This window comes from Streptomyces sp. NBC_00620 (assembly GCF_026341825.1).
Taxonomy (GTDB): Bacteria; Actinomycetota; Actinomycetes; order Streptomycetales; family Streptomycetaceae; genus Streptomyces.
This window is the reverse complement of sequence record NZ_JAPENY010000001.1, coordinates 2,700,006-2,715,896: the sequence shown is the minus strand read 5'-3', so window position 1 is coordinate 2,715,896 and position 15,891 is coordinate 2,700,006. Positions and strand designations below refer to the sequence as shown.

The window sequence follows — 15,891 nt, the reverse complement described above, 5'->3', positions numbered from 1 at the left end:
GTTCGACAGGGAGCGGGCCGGCGGAGGAGGACCGGGCTGTACCGTCGGCGGACAGCGGCTCGGAGGACGAGGCCGGGGCATCCGCGGACGCCCGAGGGCCGGAAGCCGGGGCCGTCGCGTCGGCTGAGGCGCTTGCCGCGCGTTTGGTACCGCTCACGGACGGCAGGTTATGCCCCTGTGGCAGAATCTGCCATTCGGGTCACCCCGGGGTTCAGGTTCGGGGTGGCCCGTCAAACAACCTGCCCGGAAACAGCCTCCCATGCGCGAGCCACCCGGGCCTCCGCCCCTGTCCACGCGGCATGCGGCACTCCTCGTCGGGCAGGACCACACGCACCCCGCCGCATGCCCCGCACCCCGGACAAAAATGGAGCCGAGCCCCGGCGCCAGGGGGGGAAGGCGCCGGAGCTCGGCTCTGGAAGAGTCCCGGCGCGGGGGGGGTGTGCGTCGGGACTCGGCTTAGGGGGGCCAAGGGCGTATGCCCGGGGCCCTGATGCCTAACCCTGGGCCCTGAAGTCTTGTTCCCAGAGCCCAGCGAGTTGAAGCGGCCTTAGACGGCCATGTCCGGTCGACTTGTGGCCGACATCTGTCGGTTCCAAAGCGCCGGGCAAGGTCCGACCGGGCGATGCGGCGAGGATCCGAGCCGTAGGGACCGTACGAACCCTACGGACCTGACGGACCCTACTGCGAGGACCGCCCCCGTACGGGGACGACTCACGCCGCCGCGTCGAACCCGGTGTCACGTGCCAGCTTCTTCAGTTCGAGGAGCGCGTGCTTCTCGATCTGGCGGATGCGCTCGCGCGTGAGGCCGTGCTCCTTGCCGACCTCGGTGAGCGTGCGCTCCCGGCCGTCCTCGATGCCGTACCGCATCTTGATGATGGAGGCCGTGCGCTGGTCGAGGCGGCCGATCAGGTCGTCCAGCTCCTCGCTGCGCAGCAGCGTCATCACCGACTGCTCGGGTGAGACCGCGGAGGTGTCTTCGAGGAGGTCACCGAACTGGGTGTCTCCGTTGTCGTCCACCGCCATGTTCAGCGAGACCGGGTCGCGGGCCCAGTCCAGGACGTCGCCGACGCGCGCCTCGGTCGTGTCCAGCTCGGCGGCGATCTCCGCGTGCTCGGGCTCCCGCCCGTTCTTGCGGTTGAACTCGCGCTGCACGCGCCGGATCCGGCCCAGTTCCTCGACCAGGTGGACAGGAAGGCGGATCGTGCGGGACTGGTCCGCGATGGAACGGGTGATGGCCTGACGGATCCACCAGGTGGCGTACGTCGAGAACTTGAAGCCCTTGCGGTAGTCGAACTTCTCGACCGCGCGCACCAGGCCCGCGTTGCCCTCCTGGATCAGGTCGAGCAGGGGCAGGCCGCTGCGCGGATAGCGCCGGGCCACGGCGACGACAAGGCGCAGGTTCGAGCGGATGAAGACGTCCTTGGCCCGCTCGCTCTCGGCGACCAGCGCCTCCAGCTCCTCGCGGGACGCGTCCGCCTTGGCATGCTCCCCGCCATCGAGGATCTGCCGTGCGAACACACCCGCCTCAATGGTCTGGGACAGCTCGACTTCCTTGGCGGCGTCGAGCAGCGGTGTACGCGCGATCTCGTCGAGGTACATGCCGACCAGGTCGCGGTCGGCGATCTCGCCGCCTACGACGCGAACACTGCGTGCGCGGTCGCTGGTCTCGCCGGAGGCGGACTTACGACGGGCGACGGCACGGGTTGCCATGCGTGCTCCCTTGCGATGGTGGGCTTGCGGGTCGGTCCGGACACTTGGGCTCACCCTCCAACGGGTGCCCTGCATCCGAAGGAAACAACGACTGGAATCCGGACAGAATTCCCAACCCGCCCCTCGATTTTTCTGATCATGCAGTACCCTGTGCCGCCACAGAGAGGTGGCAGATGACAGCAGAACGTATAGATGTGCAGGTCAGGCCGGGATTCGAGGGTGACCTCGAGGCCCTCACGGCCATCTACAACCACTACGTGCGTGAGACGCCCATCACATTCGATACCGCTGTCTTCACTGCGGAAGAGCGTCGCTCGTGGCTGCTCTCCCACCCTGAAGACGGACCACACCGGCTGATGGTTGCCGCCGACGCGAACTCACAGGCGATTCACGGGTACGCCACCAGCAGCCCGTTCCGCGCGAAACCGGCGTACGCCACCTCGGTCGAGGTCACGATCTACCTCGCGCCCGACGCGGCAGGCCGCGGCATCGGCACCCTCCTCTACAAGGCCCTCTTCGAGGCCCTGGCCGACGAGGACCTGCACCGCGCCTATGCGGGCATCGCCCAGCCCAACGAAGCGTCCGAGCGGCTGCACGAACGCTTCGGGTTCCGGCACGTCGGCACGTACCGCGAGGTGGGCCGCAAGTTCGGCCGCTACTGGGATGTGGCCTGGTACGAGAAGGAACTCTGACCCGCCAGGCACGGGCTGGGCTGGGCTGGGCTCAGCCGAACTGCACCGACCGCTTCGCCATCCCCATCCAGAACCCGTCGATCACCGACTTCTGCCCGTCCAGCTCGCCGGCCGCGTCCGCCGCGCCCATGGTCACGAAGAGGGGCGCGAAGTGCTCGGTGCGCGGGTGGGCGAGACGGCCCGCCGGGGACTTGCGCTCGAAGTCGAGCAGCGCGTCCACGTCACCGGCGTCCAGTGCGCGGTGGCCCCAGTCGTCGAACTCGCTCGACCAGGACGGCACGCCGCCGCCGGTGTGCCGCAGGGCCGCGAGGTTGTGCGTGAAGAAGCCGGAGCCCACGATCAGGACGCCCTCGTCGCGCAGCGGCGCCAGCTTCCGGCCGATCTCCATCAGCCGGACCGGGTCGAGGGTCGGCATCGAGATCTGCAGGACCGGGATGTCGGCCTCGGGGAACATCTCGACGAGCGGGACGTACGCGCCGTGGTCGAGTCCGCGGTCCGGGATGTCCTGCACCGGGATGCCGGGGGCGCGCAGCAGCTTCCGTACGGACTCGGCGAGTTCGGGGGCGCCGGGAGCCGCGTACCGCACCTGGTAGTAGTGCTGGGGGAAGCCCCAGAAGTCGTAGACGAGGGGGACGGTCTCGACGGCGCCGAGGGCGAGGGGGGCCTCTTCCCAGTGGGCGGAGACCATCAGGATCGCCTTGGGGCGCGGCAGGCCGGCGGACCAGTCGGCGAGCTGGCCGGGCCAGACCGGGTCGTCGGCGAGCGGCGGGGCACCATGACTGAGATAGAGGGCGGGCATGCGCTCCAGCGGGGCACGCTCCTCGGTGGCGACGGACGTGGCAGCGGACACGGCGGCGGCTCCCTCCCAACGGGTTCGATCACACGCCCTCGGGGGTCGATCAGCGACCCGAAGGACTCGATACTTGAACTCTCAATATCAACATCTCACCTTAGTCCCCATTTGTTTAATTTTCAAGAAGGGGCTCGTACAGTGGAGTACATGAACACGGCATCCGCTCAAGAGACGCGCTGGCTCACCGAAGAGGAACAGCGCACGTGGCGCGCCTACATGCACGCCTCCACACTCCTCGAGGACCACCTCGACCGCCAGCTCCAGCGCGACGCGGGCATGCCGCACGTCTACTACGGCCTGCTCGTGCAGCTCGCCGAGGCGCCGCACAGGCGGTTGCGGATGACCGAGCTGGCCATGAACGCGAAGATCACCCGCTCCCGTCTCTCCCATGCGGTGGCCCGCCTGGAGAAGAGCGGCTGGGTGCGGCGCGAGGACTGCCCCTCCGACAAGCGCGGACAGTTCGCGGTCCTGACGGACGAGGGCTACGAGGTCCTGAGCCGGACCGCGCCGGGCCATGTGGCCGCCGTACGCCAGGCCCTCTTCGACCGGCTCTCCCCCGACCAGCAGAAGGCCCTCGGCGAGGCCATGCGGATCATCGCCGAAGGGCTCCAGCCGAAGGATGCGGGCGCGGACCTGCCCTGGCTTCGCTAGAGCTCTCTCGTGGGGAGCTCTCGCGCGGCAGGGCGGCAGGGCCCGGACGCAGGTCCGCCCCGGCTCCGATGAACTCGGAACCGGGGCGGACCCTGGGATTCGTACGGGCGAGGCGTCCCCACCCCGCGCCCGTACGCGAAGTACCCGGAATACCGGCGGTACGGGTGATCAGTGGGCGATCACCGGCACCTTCACCTCGTCCTCGGCGCCCTCGCCCGCACCCTCGCCGGAGGCCGAAGTGACGTCCGGACGGCCGGTGTTGATGAGGGTCGCGGCGACCGTCGCGGCGAGCACGAGGATGCCGACGGCGAACCAGATCGCGTTGGTGTAGCCGTGCACCTGGCCCTCGAGCTGGACCAGCTGCTGCTGGGCCTGGGAACCGGCGCCGCCGATGTGGTCCTTGATGTACGAGGTCGTCGCCGAGGCGGCGATCGTGTTCAGCAGGGCCGTACCGATCGCGCCGCCCACCTGCTGCGAGGTGTTGACCATCGCGGAGGCGACACCGGCGTCACGCGGCTCGATGCCGAACGTGGCCAGGGACATGGCGGGCATGAACGCCGTACCCATACCGAGACCGAGCAGCACCATGCCGGGCAGGATCACGCCGGCGTACGAGGAACCGATCTCCAGCTGGGTCAGGAACAGCATGCCGAGCGCGGCGACCAGGAAGCCCGGGCCCATCAGCAGGCGCGGGGCGACCCGGGTCATCAGCCGGGTGCCGATCTGGGTGGAGCCCACCATCATGCCCGCGATCATCGGCAGGAAGGCGAAGCCGGTCTTGACCGGCGAGTAGCCCTTCACGATCTGCAGGTAGTAGGTCAGGAAGAGGAACAGGCCGAACATCGCGATGATCGCGAGGCCGAGCGAGAGGTAGACGCCGCCGCGGTTGCGCTCGGTGATGACACGGAGCGGCAGCAGCGGGGCCTTGACCCTGGACTCGGTGAAGACGAACCCGGCGAGCAGGACCACCGAGGCGGCGAACAGGCTGAGCGTCACGGAGTCGCCCCAGCCGTCGGACTCGGCGCGGGTGAAGGCGTAGACGAGCGTGACCAGACCGAGGACGGACAGGACGACGCCGGGGATGTCGAGCGGCGAGCGGTTGCGGCCACCGGCCGGCTCACGGATGACGAAGTACGCGCCGACGGCGGCGATGATCGCGAACGGGATGTTCACGAAGAACGTCCAGCGCCAGTCGAGGTACTCGGTGAGAACGCCGCCGAGGATGAAGCCCACGGCACCGCCACCACCGGCGATCGCGCCGTAGATGCCGAACGCCTTGGCGCGCTCCTTGGGCTCCGTGAACATCACGGCGAGCAGCGAGAGCGCGGCGGGCGCGAGCAGCGCGCCGAACGCACCCTGCAGGGCGCGGGCGCCGAGCATCATCGCCTCGTTCGTGGCCGCGCCGCCGATGGCGGACGCGCCAGCGAAACCGATCAGACCGGCGACAAAGGTGCGCTTGCGGCCCCACAGGTCGGCGATACGACCGCCGAAGAGCAGCAGACCACCGAAGGCGAGGGCGTAGGCCGTGATGACCCACTGCCGGTTACCGTCCGATATCCCCAGGTCCTGCTGGGCGGAGGGCAACGCGATGTTCACGATGGTGGCGTCGAGGACGACCATCAGCTGGGCGAGCGCGATGAAGGTGAGCGCTTTCCAGCGGTTCGAATGTGCTGATCCGGCGTCGGACATTGCTGTCGACTTTCCTGTTTCAGACATGGGGATACCCACTCCGGGACTTCGTAGCGAAAATTAAGGATGAGAAGGATGAGAGAGAGTTCTGAGGACTGAGGGACTTGGTTCTGCAGTCTTTTGAGGTCTGCAGTCTTTTGAGGTCTGAGGTCTGAGGTTCTGACCGGCGCTCCGCGCGGGACTAATCGCTCACGCTCGTCGCATGTCCTCCACGGTCGCGGCCACTCCGGTGAGTTCGGAGCGGGCCGGAGCCCGCATACCGTCCAGGAACAGCTGCAGGTGACGGTGTACGAAGCGGTCGATGCCCTGGCACGCTCCCCCGGGCAGCGGCCTGGTGAGCTGGGTGACTGCGATCATGAGGTCGCCGAACTCGACGTCGGGGCGCAGTTGGCCGGACTCGCGGGCGCGGGCCATGAGCTCCTCGATCAGTCCCGTGGTCCGGTCGCGCGCGGCGACGAGGTCCGGGTGGTTCTGGTCGAAGCCCTCGGAGAGCATCGGGCACAGGGCGCCGATCCGCTCGTCCGCCGAGAAGTGCACGAAGTCGCTCAGCGCCTCGAAGGCGTCGCCCCCCGCGGCGATCGCCGACTCGGCCCGCTCCGACGTGCGGTCCATGACCGAGCAGACGACCTCACGTGCCAGTGCGTCGCGGTCGGGGAAGTTGCGGTACACCGTGGCGTTGCCGACACCGGCCCGGCGGGCGATCTCGTCGAACGGCACCTCGGGGCCGAACTCGACGAACATCTCGCGAGCGGCGGCGACGATCCGCTCCCGGTTGCGCAGGGCATCGGCGCGCGGCCGGGGCACTCGACGCTGCACTCGGGTTGCGGTCTCCACGGCGTACTCCTCGTAGGTAGTTGGACGGCCGTTCACGTAGATGACGGCCGGATTGCGATCCGGGGATTCACTCCCCGCTTCGCTCGGACACATGGCTAAACGGGGAAACGATCCCCGGTTATTTCCCACCTTCGATGTGACCTGAGTCACATCTCTTCCGGCAAGAAACCCACGATCGGACTCATCCAGCGCGCGCCCGCGCACCCCTCGCCACAGGGTGATCGAAAGGGTGCAGCCGGTGACCGGCGGCTGCCGTCGCGCGAAGGGGTCACGTATGCCGCCGACCAGCCGTCGGATACGCCCGCGCCGCGTGGTCGCGCTCGCCTCGGTGGCCGTTCTGACACTGGCGGTCAGCACCTCCGCCGGCACCGGACATCTGACGGCGGGCTCCACGACGGCGGGCTCCATCGCGCTGGCCCGCTCCACGGCGCTCGGCCCCTGCATGATCAACGGCGCACTGGGCGTACAGATGGGCGAGGGCGTCCCGACGCCCCCCGGGTACGCCCGCTCCACCGGCACCGTCCGCGCCCTCACCCTGATGATCGACTTCTCCGACGCGCACGGCCAGGGCAGCGCGCTGGACCGCCTCGCGGAGTTCTTCCCGCAGACCCAGGAATGGTTCAGGACCGGCTCCTACGGCCGCCTCGACTACCGTCCCGAGACGCCCGTACGGCACTGGCTGCGGATGCCCAAGCCGTTCAAGGCGTACGGCATAGAGCGCGGCGCGCCCTTCGACCCCGGGTACCGCGAACTGGTCCAGGACATCGTGGCCGCCGCCGACCCGACCGTGGATTTCAGCTCGTACGACCTCCTGAACGTGCTGGTCACACCGAACGCCGGGCCCTCCGCCCTGGACACCGTCCTGTCCGTGACCTTCGCCGGCAACACCGAGGCACCGGTCGCCGACGGCGTCGCCGTCTCCAACGCGTCCTTCGTCTACAGCCGCCAGGACGACGGCTCCGGCTCCTACGACGAGACGGGCTACCGGGTACTCCCCCACGAGAACAGCCACACCTTCGGCCTGCCCGACCTGTACACCCAGGACGGCGGGGGCGCGGTCGGGCACTGGGACATCATGAGCGAGGACTGGGGGGCCGGGAACGATCTGCTCGGCTGGCACAAGTGGAAGCTCGGCTGGCTCGACGAGACGCAGGTCGCCTGTGCGGCGTCGCCCGGCACGACCGAGTACACGCTCACCCCGCTGGCCAAGCCCGGCGGCGCCAAACTCGTCTTCGTGCCGACCAGCAGCAGGACGGGGTACGCCCTGGAGCTGCGCACCCGCGACGGCAACGACGCCGCCGTCTGCCGCCCCGGCATCCTCATCTACAAGGTCGACGCGAACATCGACACCGGAAACGGCCCCGTCACCGTGTACGACTCCCACCGCGACAGCGGCGGCTGCACCCGCTCCCCCAACGTCCACGCGGAACTCTCCGACGCGCCCTTCACCCCCGGCGAGTCCTTCAAGGACCCCAAGACCGGCGTCGCGATCACGGTGACGGGAGTGGATCTCTCAGGGAACTACCGGGTGTACGTCACCCGACGCTGAGCCGGCCGGGCCCGCTGCTGCGCCGGTGACCTGCTCAGGACCTGCTGAGGTGGCCGGGCAAGCACTACCGTGTCTCTTCTGAGAGCCGCAAACGGAGAGCCCATGCCATCGAACGTCGTGCCGGCACCCGAGGACGAGAACGAGGACGGGAACGGGAGCGAGGACAGTAACGAGGACGGGAGCGGCAACGGGAGCGCAAGCGGAAGCGGAAGCGGAACCGTGATGACCGGGACCGTCGTGCCCGCGGAGGCCGTGGCCCCCCTCATGCGCGGTATCGCCGTCCTGCAGCGGCTGACCGTGGCCGACGGGGTGTCCAGTCTCAGCGGGCTCGAGCGGGCCACCGGGCTCGCGCGTTCCACCGTCGACCGGATCACCGCCACGCTCGCGCGCATGGGGTACGTACGACTCGACGGCCGGGACGCCGTACTCGCCCCGCGTCTGATGGAACTCGGCAACGCCTACCTCGGCGCCCTCCGCCTCCCCCGCCTCCTGGACGCGCACGCCGACGCCCTCGCCGACGAGCTCGACGAGTCGGTGTCCCTCGCCGTCGGCGACCGGGACGGCATCCGCTTCATCCACCAGGCGACCAGGCGCCGCGCCATGTCCCTGAGCTTCCGCATCGGCGACCTGCTGCCCGCCGAACGCACCGCCCCCGGCCCGCTGTTCGCCACCGAGTGGGGCGAGACGGAGTGGGCGCGGTGGCACGAACGCCGGGCGGCCGATCCGGAGGACCGGGGGTTCCCCGCCGTACCGGCACGGAGCCGGCCGTTCGCCGAAGTCCCGTCCGGGCCGGGCGAGTCGGGGGACCGTGATCGAGCGCCCCGTGGCGCCCCGCCGGTCCAAGTCGCCACCGTTGGCGAGGACTTCGAGGTGCGTACGGAGGAGGCGCGGAAGGACGGATGGTCGCTCGACGACCAGCTCATCGAGCCGGGGCTCGTCGCCCTTTCGCTGCCCGTACGGGCGGATGGGCACATCGCCTGCGTGGTGAGCGTGGTGAGCCACACCAGCCGGCACACCGCGGCCGGCCTGCGGGACACGCTGCTGCCCCGGCTGCGGGTGGCGGTCGCCGCGATGGAACGGGAACTGCGCGAGGCCCCGCCCGCCGCACCGGCCGCTCCTTCCGGTCTCGCCGCCTGGACCGGCGCTTCCAAGCAGGAACTGGGCCGGGAGTTCATCGAGTCGCTGGCCCGCGGCCTGACCGTGATCACCTCCTTCGGCGAGGGCCGCGCCGAGCTGACCCTCACGGAGGTCGCCCAGGCCACCGGCCTCGCCCGCGCGACCGCCCGGCGCGCCCTGATCACCCTGGAACACCTCGGCTACGTCACCACGCACGGCCGCGTCTTCCGGCTCACTCCGCGCGTCCTTGGCCTCGGCTTCCCTCCGCTGTCCCGGACCTCGCTCCCCGACATCGCGGCCCCGCACCTCACCGAACTCGCGCACCGGCTGCACGAATCGGCGTCGCTGGCGGTCCTGATCGGCGACGAGATCCAGTACACCGGCCGCGTCGCCACCACCCGCGTGATGAGCGTCAACATCACCGTCGGCACCCGGCTGCCCGCGTACGCGACCTCACTCGGCCGCGTGCTGCTCGCCGACCTCCCCGACCCCCACCTTCCGGAACTGCTCCCGCTGACCCCTCGTACGATCACGGATCCCGCACGACTGCGGGCCGAACTGGACCACGTACGGGAAGCCGGATACGCCCTGGTCGACGAAGAGTTGGAGTATGGGTTGCGGTCCGTCGCCGTTCCGGTGCGGCAGCGCGGCGGGCAGGTCGTCGCCGCGGTGAACGTCGCCCTGCACAGCAGCCGCCGTACCGCCGAGGAGTGCGTCCGCGACATCCTGCCCGAACTCCACGCCACGGCCGGCCGGATCGAGGCGGACCTGCGGGTCGCGGGCAGCTTCAGACGCGTACCGCTGGGCTGACTTCGGAAGAGGGCTATGAGGGCTATGAGGGCTATGAGTGCCATTGGGAAGAGGCCTATTTTGCGGGCCGACCCAGCCGCTTGAGCAGTTCGGTGGCGGTCTCCTTGCCGCTGTCGTGGGAGTAGTCGACCTGGTCGGTGATGACGCCGGCCCAGAAGAGGGTGTCGTCGACCGGCTCGTAGATCTCCCGGGCGCCCGGGGCGTCCTCCTCCGAGAAGGCGGCGCGGGCGAACGGGTCCTTGGCCCATTCGTGCTCGATGACCTTGACGGGTTCGAGCCTGCGGTCGCCCGCCACGCCCCGGATCACCTCGAGGACCTCCCGGTGCCGGCGGTCGGCGGGCAGCGCCAGCAGGCGTCTGGCCTCGTCCCCGTCCGCTCCCATGTCGACCACCTGCCCCGAGAAACCGGGCACCCCCTTGGAGGCGTTCCACAGGTACCAGGGCACGCCGGCCTCGACGATGTCGTCGGCGTCCTCCGGGATCACCGGCCTGGCGAATTCCATGAGGACCTTCGACACCACGATCGGCTGTACGGCCTTGAAGGCGTCCACCTTCGCGGCCGGCAGCGCCGGGGAGAACTCGACGGCGCCGGCGGCCAGTACGGCGACCGGCAGGGCCACCACCGCCGAGCGGGCCCGGTAGGTGACGGGGCGCCCCTGCCGCTCGGCGTGGACGACGACTCCGGCGGTCGAGTGCTCCACGCGCCTTACCACCGTGCCGAGTTGGATGGACAGCTTGTCGGCGAGAGGGACAAGGACCTGGTTGTAGCCGCCGATGACGCGGAAGTTGACGTAGGAGGGTTCTGCGGGTTCGGTGCTCTTGTGCCAGGGGCCGCCCGGTCGCGTACGGGAGATCGTGACGGTGTGGCCGTGGGTCTTCAGTCCCTGCTCGCGGACCAGTTCCCAGGTCGAGGCCATCGTGCCGTGGATGAACTCCGGCCCGCGCTCGACCGGTACCGACATCGTGCTCCGGTCGGTCCACATGCGGCCGCCGATACGGTTCCGGGCCTCGACGACCACGACTGACTTCCCCGCGTCCGCCAGGACCCGGGCGCTGCTCAGCCCGGCGACTCCCGCACCGATGACGACGACGTCGAGGTCGGCGCCCCGGCTTCCTCCCCCGTTCGGCGTCGCCGGGGCGGCCCGTACCGCGTCGGCCGAGCACGCGGCGAGGGAGCCGGCCACGAGGCCTGCTGCGGCACCGATGAGGATGCCTCGACGGCCTACCAGGGGGCGTTCGTTCTGCACGTCGTCTCTGCCCTTCCATTTGTGAACGGTGTGCGCGCCGCTCGTTGCGCGTGCCGTCCACGCTGGTCGACCAGGCGTTCAGGTCGCCATCCCCCGACCGGCGGTCGGACCCCCGCCGGTCGGGGTTGCGGGGTCTGTTAGGTGGCCTGCCGTCGGTGTCGATCCGGCCGGCTGTTCAGGCGGTGTGGGTGGGCAGGCGCAGCCGTACCCGGTAGCCGCCGTCCTCCGTCGGTCCGCTCTCGAAGGTGCCGCCGAGCAGTTCGGCGCGTTCTCGCAGACCGATGAGGCCCTGCTGGGAACTGGGCAAGGCGAGAGCGGGGCGGGTGGGGGCGGTATTGGTGACGGTGACCTCTGTGCCCTGGCCGGTGCGGCGGATCTCGATGCACGCGGTCGCTCCGGGGGCGTGCTTGCGTACGTTGGTGAGCGCCTCCTGCACGGTGCGGTAGACCGCCCGCTGGCTGGGCGCGGCCATGTCCGTCGTGGGCCCGACGCCGCTGAACTCCACGTCGATACCGCTGTTCGCGATCAGCTGCTCCAGCTGGGCGAGGGTGGGCTGTGGGGTGAGCTCGGTCGCTCCGCTGCCGGAGGCACGCAACAGGGTGACCATGTGGCGGAGTTCGTCGAGGGTGGCGACGCTCAGGGTGCGGATCGAGTGGGCGGCCTCGCGGCTGGGGGCGTCCTTGGAGGCCACTTGCAGGGCGCCGGCCTGCACGGCGATCAGACTCACCTGGTGGGAGACGACGTCGTGCATCTCGCGGGCCAGCTGGGCGCGTTCACGGGCCAGTACGGCCTGGGCGTGCAACGCCCTCTCGTGCTCGCGCGCTTCCTCGATCTCCGCGAGCCGCTGCTTCAAGTCGCGCCGCGCCTGGACGAGTTGTCCCACGAGCACGGGCGCCAGCGTGGCGGCCAGGAGGTATCCGAAGTAGATCAGCGTCCATGTGTGGCCCGTCTCGGCGAACCCGTCCCCGTCCAGCGGCCATGGGAGGGCCAAGGCGGTGGCCGAGACAACTGCACAGCCGGCCAGGAGTCGGCGGTTCCGGGAACGCTCGGCGAGTGTGTACAGGACGGCGATCGGGGCGACCACGACTTCCAGGACCAGGGTGGCGGGCAGAGTCAGCGCGAACACCGTCAGCGGGAAGCGGCGCCTGAAGGCGAGCGCCGCGCATGCGACGGCCGCCAGGACCAGGGCGGTGGGCGAGACGGTCTCCATGTTGACTGAGGCGTCGAAGGCGGCGAGAGCGACGAGGCCTGCGTTCCGCACCCAGGCGGGGACGGCTGGCATGGCTGGCACGGCGGGCACGGCGGGCACCGACCATCGGCGCATTACGCGTCGCCCGCCTTGTGCCTCGCGTCCCTCGTGTGGTGTGTGTCGCGCGTGTGGTGTGTGTCGCGCGTGTGGCTCGTGTCCCTCGTGTCGTCCAGCAGGCCCGTGCGCTGGGCGATGAGGGCGGCCTGGACCCTGCTGCCGACGCGAAGCTTCGTGAGGATGGCGCTCACGTGGTCCTTGACGGTGCCGGCGCTGAGGTGGATCCGGGCGCCGATGTCGGCGTTGGAGAGGCCCTCGGCGATGAGGGTGAGCACCTCCCGCTCCCGGTCGGTGAGCCGGCCCACCCGGGTGGCTTCCGCCGTGTCGACCGGCGCCGGACCATTGGGGCGTTCCCGCAGGACCGCACGGGATGCCCTCGGCGAGAGGACGACGCCGCCTGCCGCCAACGTCCTTACCAGCTGCGCCAGTTGGTCGGGTTCGGTGTCCTTGAGCAGGAACCCGGCCGCTCCGGAGTGCAGTGCGGTCATGACGTACTCGTCGGTGTCGAAGGTCGTCAGCATCGCCACCACCGGAGCCACCGGCAGCGCCTGCAACTCGGCGAGCACGGTCAGTCCGTCCACGTCCGGCATACGGATGTCGAGCAGGACGACATCGGGGTCCTCACGGCGTACCGCATCGACCGCCTGAGCACCGACCGTGGTGGCGACGACCTGGATGTCGTCCGCCGAATTCAAGATCAATTCGAAGCCGGACCGCACCAGGGCCTCGTCGTCCACCACAACTACCCGGATCACAGTCGTTCCTTCGCACTCGTACGGCGGCTCGCGACCGCTGGGCTGTCGACCCTAGGCCGTGACCGGCGCTGCGTGGGTCCGGCGGCGGTCGAGGGCAGTCGACCGGCGGGGCCGTTCCAGCCGGTTGGGGGAAGTGCGCGACCACTGGGTGGCGGGGGTGGTCCCGCTGGTCGGCGGAGTGATCCGAGACGGACGGAGCGGTGGGATGGGGGCACAGGCCGACACCGTGAAGAGGGAACGTGCATGAACACAGCGAGGCCCAGGGCTGCGACGGCGCCGGTCGGCGCCTCGACAGCAGGAACCGGCCGTACGTCGGCAGCAGTAACCGGCCGTACGTCGGGGGCAGTTGACGCGCTGTCCGGCAGCGAAGCTGCCAGGGGTGCCGGCTCGGCGGGGGTCAGGTGAACGGGCACCTCGGTGGCGGTGGGGAAGCCGCCCTCATCGTGTTCCTGATGGCGGCCGGGATCCTGGCCGTTCTCCGCCCGGATCTGTACGCCGGGACGGCCCGGCACATCGCCGATCTGCTCGCAGCGCCGACCCGCTGAGCGATTGACGGGACCCATGCAGAGCACGTCCCTGAACACCGCCTCCGCGTCTCCGCACCGCAGCGGCCCGCACTACTGCCACCCGCCGAAACCCAGCGACACCCAACCCCGCCAAGGAGTCCAACGATGACGAGCGCCCGCGCAGAGCGTCGTGCGCGGTGGTCGAACGCTCGCCTGTTGTGGTCGTTCGTCCGCCCCTACCGCGGACGCCTCCTGCTGTCCCTGCTTCTCGGTCTCGGTGTGACCGCCGCTTCGCTGGCCACGCCGATGGTGACGAAGTGGGTGCTGGACTCGATCGAGGCGCCAGCCTCGATCGCGGGTCCGGTGATCGTTCTGCTGGCGCTGCTCGTGGTGAGTGCGGGCCTGGGGGTGGTGCAGTGGGTGCTGCTCGGCGCCCTGGCGGAGAACGTGGTGCTCGACGCGCGGCGTTCGCTGGTGTCCCGCTTCTTCCGGTCCGTGCTGGGCGATCTGCACACACGGTCCAAGGGCGAACTCGTCACGCGCGTCACCTCCGACACCGTGCTCCTGCGGGAGGCGGCGTCATCGAGTCTGGTGAACCTGGTCAACGGAACCGTCTCACTGGTCGGCACGATCGTGCTGATGGCGGTCCTCGACGTGCCACTGCTGATCAGCACACTCCTCGCGATCGTGCTCGTCGGTGTCCTCGCCGCTTCCCTGATGCCGCGGATCGCCCGAGCGCAGCGCGAAGCGCAGGAATCGGTCGGGCAGCTCGGCGGCCTGCTAGAAGGCGGTGTCGGGGCGATGCGCACGGTCAAGTCGTCCGGCGCGGAGGAGCGTGAGATCTCCCGGATCATGGGCCACGCGGACGATTCGGCCCGCCACAGCATCCGAGCGGTCAGGACCGAGGCCATCGCCTGGTCGGTCGCCGGCTCCGGAATGCAGCTGGCCGTCATCGCCATCCTCGCGCTGGGCGCCTGGCGGGTCAGCACCGGAGGCCTCGAGGTCTCCACCATGATCGCGTTCCTGCTGTACGCCTTCGGTGTCGTCGAGCCGATCACGGAACTGACCGAGGACCTGACCCATATGCAGGCCGGCGTCGCCGCCGCGGAACGGCTCCGGCAGGCCGAGGAGATCCGCACCGAGGACGTCACAGCCGGCGCGCCGGTTCCGCCGGGCGTGGAAGGCGAGCAGCTCATCACCCTCAACGACGTGTCCTTCACCTACCCCGGCGCCGCGGAGCCCGCCCTGCGCGGACTGACCGCGTCCATCCCCCGCCGCGGGCACATCGCGATCGTCGGACCGTCCGGGGCAGGCAAGACCACCGTCATGTCGCTGCTACTGCGGTTCGTCAGCCCCGACCACGGCACCATCACCATGAACGGGGCACCCTACGAGAGCCTCGCGATCAGCTCCGTACGGCAGCGGATCGCCTACGTCGAGCAGGAATCCCCGTTGCTGCCCGGCACCGTTCGCGACAATGTCGCGTACCGCCACCAGGACCTGACCGACGACGAGATCTGGGCCGCCCTGACCGCGGTGCACCTCGACGAGACCGTACGACGCCTCCCGGCCGGCCTCGACGAACCCGTGACCGGCACCAGCCTGTCCGGCGGTCAGCGGCAACGCATCGCCCTGGCCCGAGTCATCGCAACCCCGCCCGACCTGCTCCTCCTCGACGAAGCGACAGCCCAACTCGACGGCCTCACCGAGGCCGCCGTACACGAGGTCATCTCCCGCATCGCTCAACAGGGCACCGTCATCACCATCGCCCACCGGCTCTCCACCGTCATCGACGCCGACACCATCCTGCTCCTGGACGCAGGAACACTGCGCGCCGCAGGCACCCACACCGACCTCCTCGCACACGACGACCTGTACCGAAAACTCACCACCACACTGAAGATCACCACACCCGCCACGACCGAGCCCGCCGGACAGCGATGAGCCTGCGCAGCGGCGAACACTCTCCGACGACCACGAACCCGGGGGCGTCACCACGACCGCCGGGGAGCGGGGGAACGAGGGGGAGGGCACGACCGCCGGGGAACGGGGGAAGCCCGGAGCGACCCCGAGCCGGTGCCCCGCCGAGCTGATCACCTACCCCCACCCCAGCCGCCCCACCACCCAGCCCGCATCCGCTACCCTGTCGGAAGCTGTCCTTTAACGGCAGCGCA

At 69.9% G+C, this 15,891-nt stretch carries 13 protein-coding genes; 6 read left to right on the top strand and 7 right to left on the bottom strand.

The features are described from left to right. Positions 1 to 711: 711 nt before the first annotated feature. Positions 712 to 1,710, bottom strand: coding sequence for an RNA polymerase sigma factor RpoD/SigA (locus OG246_RS12590; protein ID WP_266460152.1), 999 nt, complete (start codon positions 1,708 to 1,710; stop codon positions 712 to 714). A 173-nt stretch (positions 1,711 to 1,883) separates the two neighbouring features. On the opposite strand from OG246_RS12590, the gene OG246_RS12585 reads away from it, so the two are divergent. After that, complete coding sequence (locus OG246_RS12585) at positions 1,884 to 2,402, top strand: GNAT family N-acetyltransferase (RefSeq protein WP_266460149.1); 519 nt, start codon at positions 1,884 to 1,886, stop codon at positions 2,400 to 2,402. A 31-nt stretch (positions 2,403 to 2,433) separates the two neighbouring features. Here OG246_RS12585 and OG246_RS12580 read toward each other — a convergent pair whose 3' ends face one another. Further along, positions 2,434 to 3,201 carry a dioxygenase gene (locus OG246_RS12580; RefSeq protein ID WP_266464144.1) on the bottom strand — a complete coding sequence of 256 codons (768 nt, stop codon included), beginning with the start codon at positions 3,199 to 3,201 and terminating at the stop codon, positions 2,434 to 2,436. A gap of 201 nt (positions 3,202 to 3,402) precedes the next feature. Here OG246_RS12580 and OG246_RS12575 point away from each other — a divergent pair, with 201 nt between their 5' ends. Next, positions 3,403 to 3,906: a MarR family winged helix-turn-helix transcriptional regulator gene (locus tag OG246_RS12575; RefSeq protein ID WP_266460146.1), complete on the top strand. Its 504-nt coding sequence runs from the start codon at positions 3,403 to 3,405 to the stop codon at positions 3,904 to 3,906. Between the two features lie 168 nt (positions 3,907 to 4,074). Here OG246_RS12575 and OG246_RS12570 read toward each other — a convergent pair whose 3' ends face one another. Continuing rightward, on the bottom strand, positions 4,075 to 5,622 hold the full coding sequence (locus OG246_RS12570; RefSeq protein ID WP_266460145.1) for an MFS transporter: 1,548 nt from the start codon (positions 5,620 to 5,622) through the stop codon (positions 4,075 to 4,077). Between the two features lie 162 nt (positions 5,623 to 5,784). Continuing rightward, positions 5,785 to 6,429 (bottom strand): TetR/AcrR family transcriptional regulator, encoded by a 645-nt coding sequence (locus OG246_RS12565; RefSeq protein ID WP_266460144.1) that lies wholly within the window; start codon positions 6,427 to 6,429, stop codon positions 5,785 to 5,787. Between the two features lie 274 nt (positions 6,430 to 6,703). Here OG246_RS12565 and OG246_RS12560 point away from each other — a divergent pair, with 274 nt between their 5' ends. Further along, the gene (locus OG246_RS12560; protein ID WP_266460143.1) at positions 6,704 to 7,978 is read left to right on the top strand and encodes a M6 family metalloprotease domain-containing protein; all 1,275 of its coding nucleotides are present in this window, start codon (positions 6,704 to 6,706) and stop codon (positions 7,976 to 7,978) included. Positions 7,979 to 8,200: 222 nt separating this feature from the next. Further along, positions 8,201 to 9,904: an IclR family transcriptional regulator C-terminal domain-containing protein gene (locus OG246_RS12555; protein WP_266464141.1), complete on the top strand. Its 1,704-nt coding sequence runs from the start codon at positions 8,201 to 8,203 to the stop codon at positions 9,902 to 9,904. Positions 9,905 to 9,959: 55 nt separating this feature from the next. On the opposite strand, the gene OG246_RS12550 is transcribed toward OG246_RS12555, so the two are convergent. From OG246_RS12550 to OG246_RS12540, 3 genes are all read right to left on the bottom strand, one after another. Then, positions 9,960 to 11,150, bottom strand: coding sequence for a flavin monoamine oxidase family protein (locus OG246_RS12550; protein WP_266460141.1), 1,191 nt, complete (start codon positions 11,148 to 11,150; stop codon positions 9,960 to 9,962). 175 nt (positions 11,151 to 11,325) lie between these two features. Beyond that, a complete protein-coding gene (locus tag OG246_RS12545) occupies positions 11,326 to 12,432 on the bottom strand; it encodes a sensor histidine kinase (RefSeq protein WP_266460138.1) in 1,107 nt (368 codons plus the stop codon). 41 nt (positions 12,433 to 12,473) lie between these two features. Continuing rightward, a complete protein-coding gene (locus OG246_RS12540) occupies positions 12,474 to 13,211 on the bottom strand; it encodes a response regulator transcription factor (protein WP_266460136.1) in 738 nt (245 codons plus the stop codon). Between the two features lie 401 nt (positions 13,212 to 13,612). Here OG246_RS12540 and OG246_RS12535 point away from each other — a divergent pair, with 401 nt between their 5' ends. Both OG246_RS12535 and OG246_RS12530 read left to right on the top strand, forming a co-directional pair. Beyond that, positions 13,613 to 13,756, top strand: coding sequence for a hypothetical protein (locus OG246_RS12535; RefSeq protein ID WP_266460133.1), 144 nt, complete (start codon positions 13,613 to 13,615; stop codon positions 13,754 to 13,756). A gap of 126 nt (positions 13,757 to 13,882) precedes the next feature. Next, positions 13,883 to 15,661 carry an ABC transporter ATP-binding protein gene (locus OG246_RS12530; RefSeq protein WP_266460130.1) on the top strand — a complete coding sequence of 593 codons (1,779 nt, stop codon included), beginning with the start codon at positions 13,883 to 13,885 and terminating at the stop codon, positions 15,659 to 15,661. Positions 15,662 to 15,891: the final 230 nt, after the last annotated feature.

What these genes read in the sequence shown, in the direction of transcription:
- OG246_RS12590 (WP_266460152.1), bottom strand. Translation starts at nt 1,710, where the DNA reads ATGGCAACCCGTGCCGTCGCCCGTCGTAAGTCCGCCTCCGGCGAGACC.
- OG246_RS12585 (WP_266460149.1), top strand. Translation starts at nt 1,884, where the DNA reads ATGACAGCAGAACGTATAGATGTGCAGGTCAGGCCGGGATTCGAGGGT.
- OG246_RS12530 (WP_266460130.1), top strand. Translation starts at nt 13,883, where the DNA reads ATGACGAGCGCCCGCGCAGAGCGTCGTGCGCGGTGGTCGAACGCTCGC.
- OG246_RS12575 (WP_266460146.1), top strand. Translation starts at nt 3,403, where the DNA reads ATGAACACGGCATCCGCTCAAGAGACGCGCTGGCTCACCGAAGAGGAA.
- OG246_RS12545 (WP_266460138.1), bottom strand. Translation starts at nt 12,432, where the DNA reads ATGCCAGCCGTCCCCGCCTGGGTGCGGAACGCAGGCCTCGTCGCTCTC.
- OG246_RS12570 (WP_266460145.1), bottom strand. Translation starts at nt 5,622, where the DNA reads ATGTCTGAAACAGGAAAGTCGACAGCAATGTCCGACGCCGGATCAGCA.
- OG246_RS12555 (WP_266464141.1), top strand. Translation starts at nt 8,201, where the DNA reads ATGACCGGGACCGTCGTGCCCGCGGAGGCCGTGGCCCCCCTCATGCGC.
- OG246_RS12580 (WP_266464144.1), bottom strand. Translation starts at nt 3,201, where the DNA reads ATGCCCGCCCTCTATCTCAGTCATGGTGCCCCGCCGCTCGCCGACGAC.
- OG246_RS12560 (WP_266460143.1), top strand. Translation starts at nt 6,704, where the DNA reads ATGCCGCCGACCAGCCGTCGGATACGCCCGCGCCGCGTGGTCGCGCTC.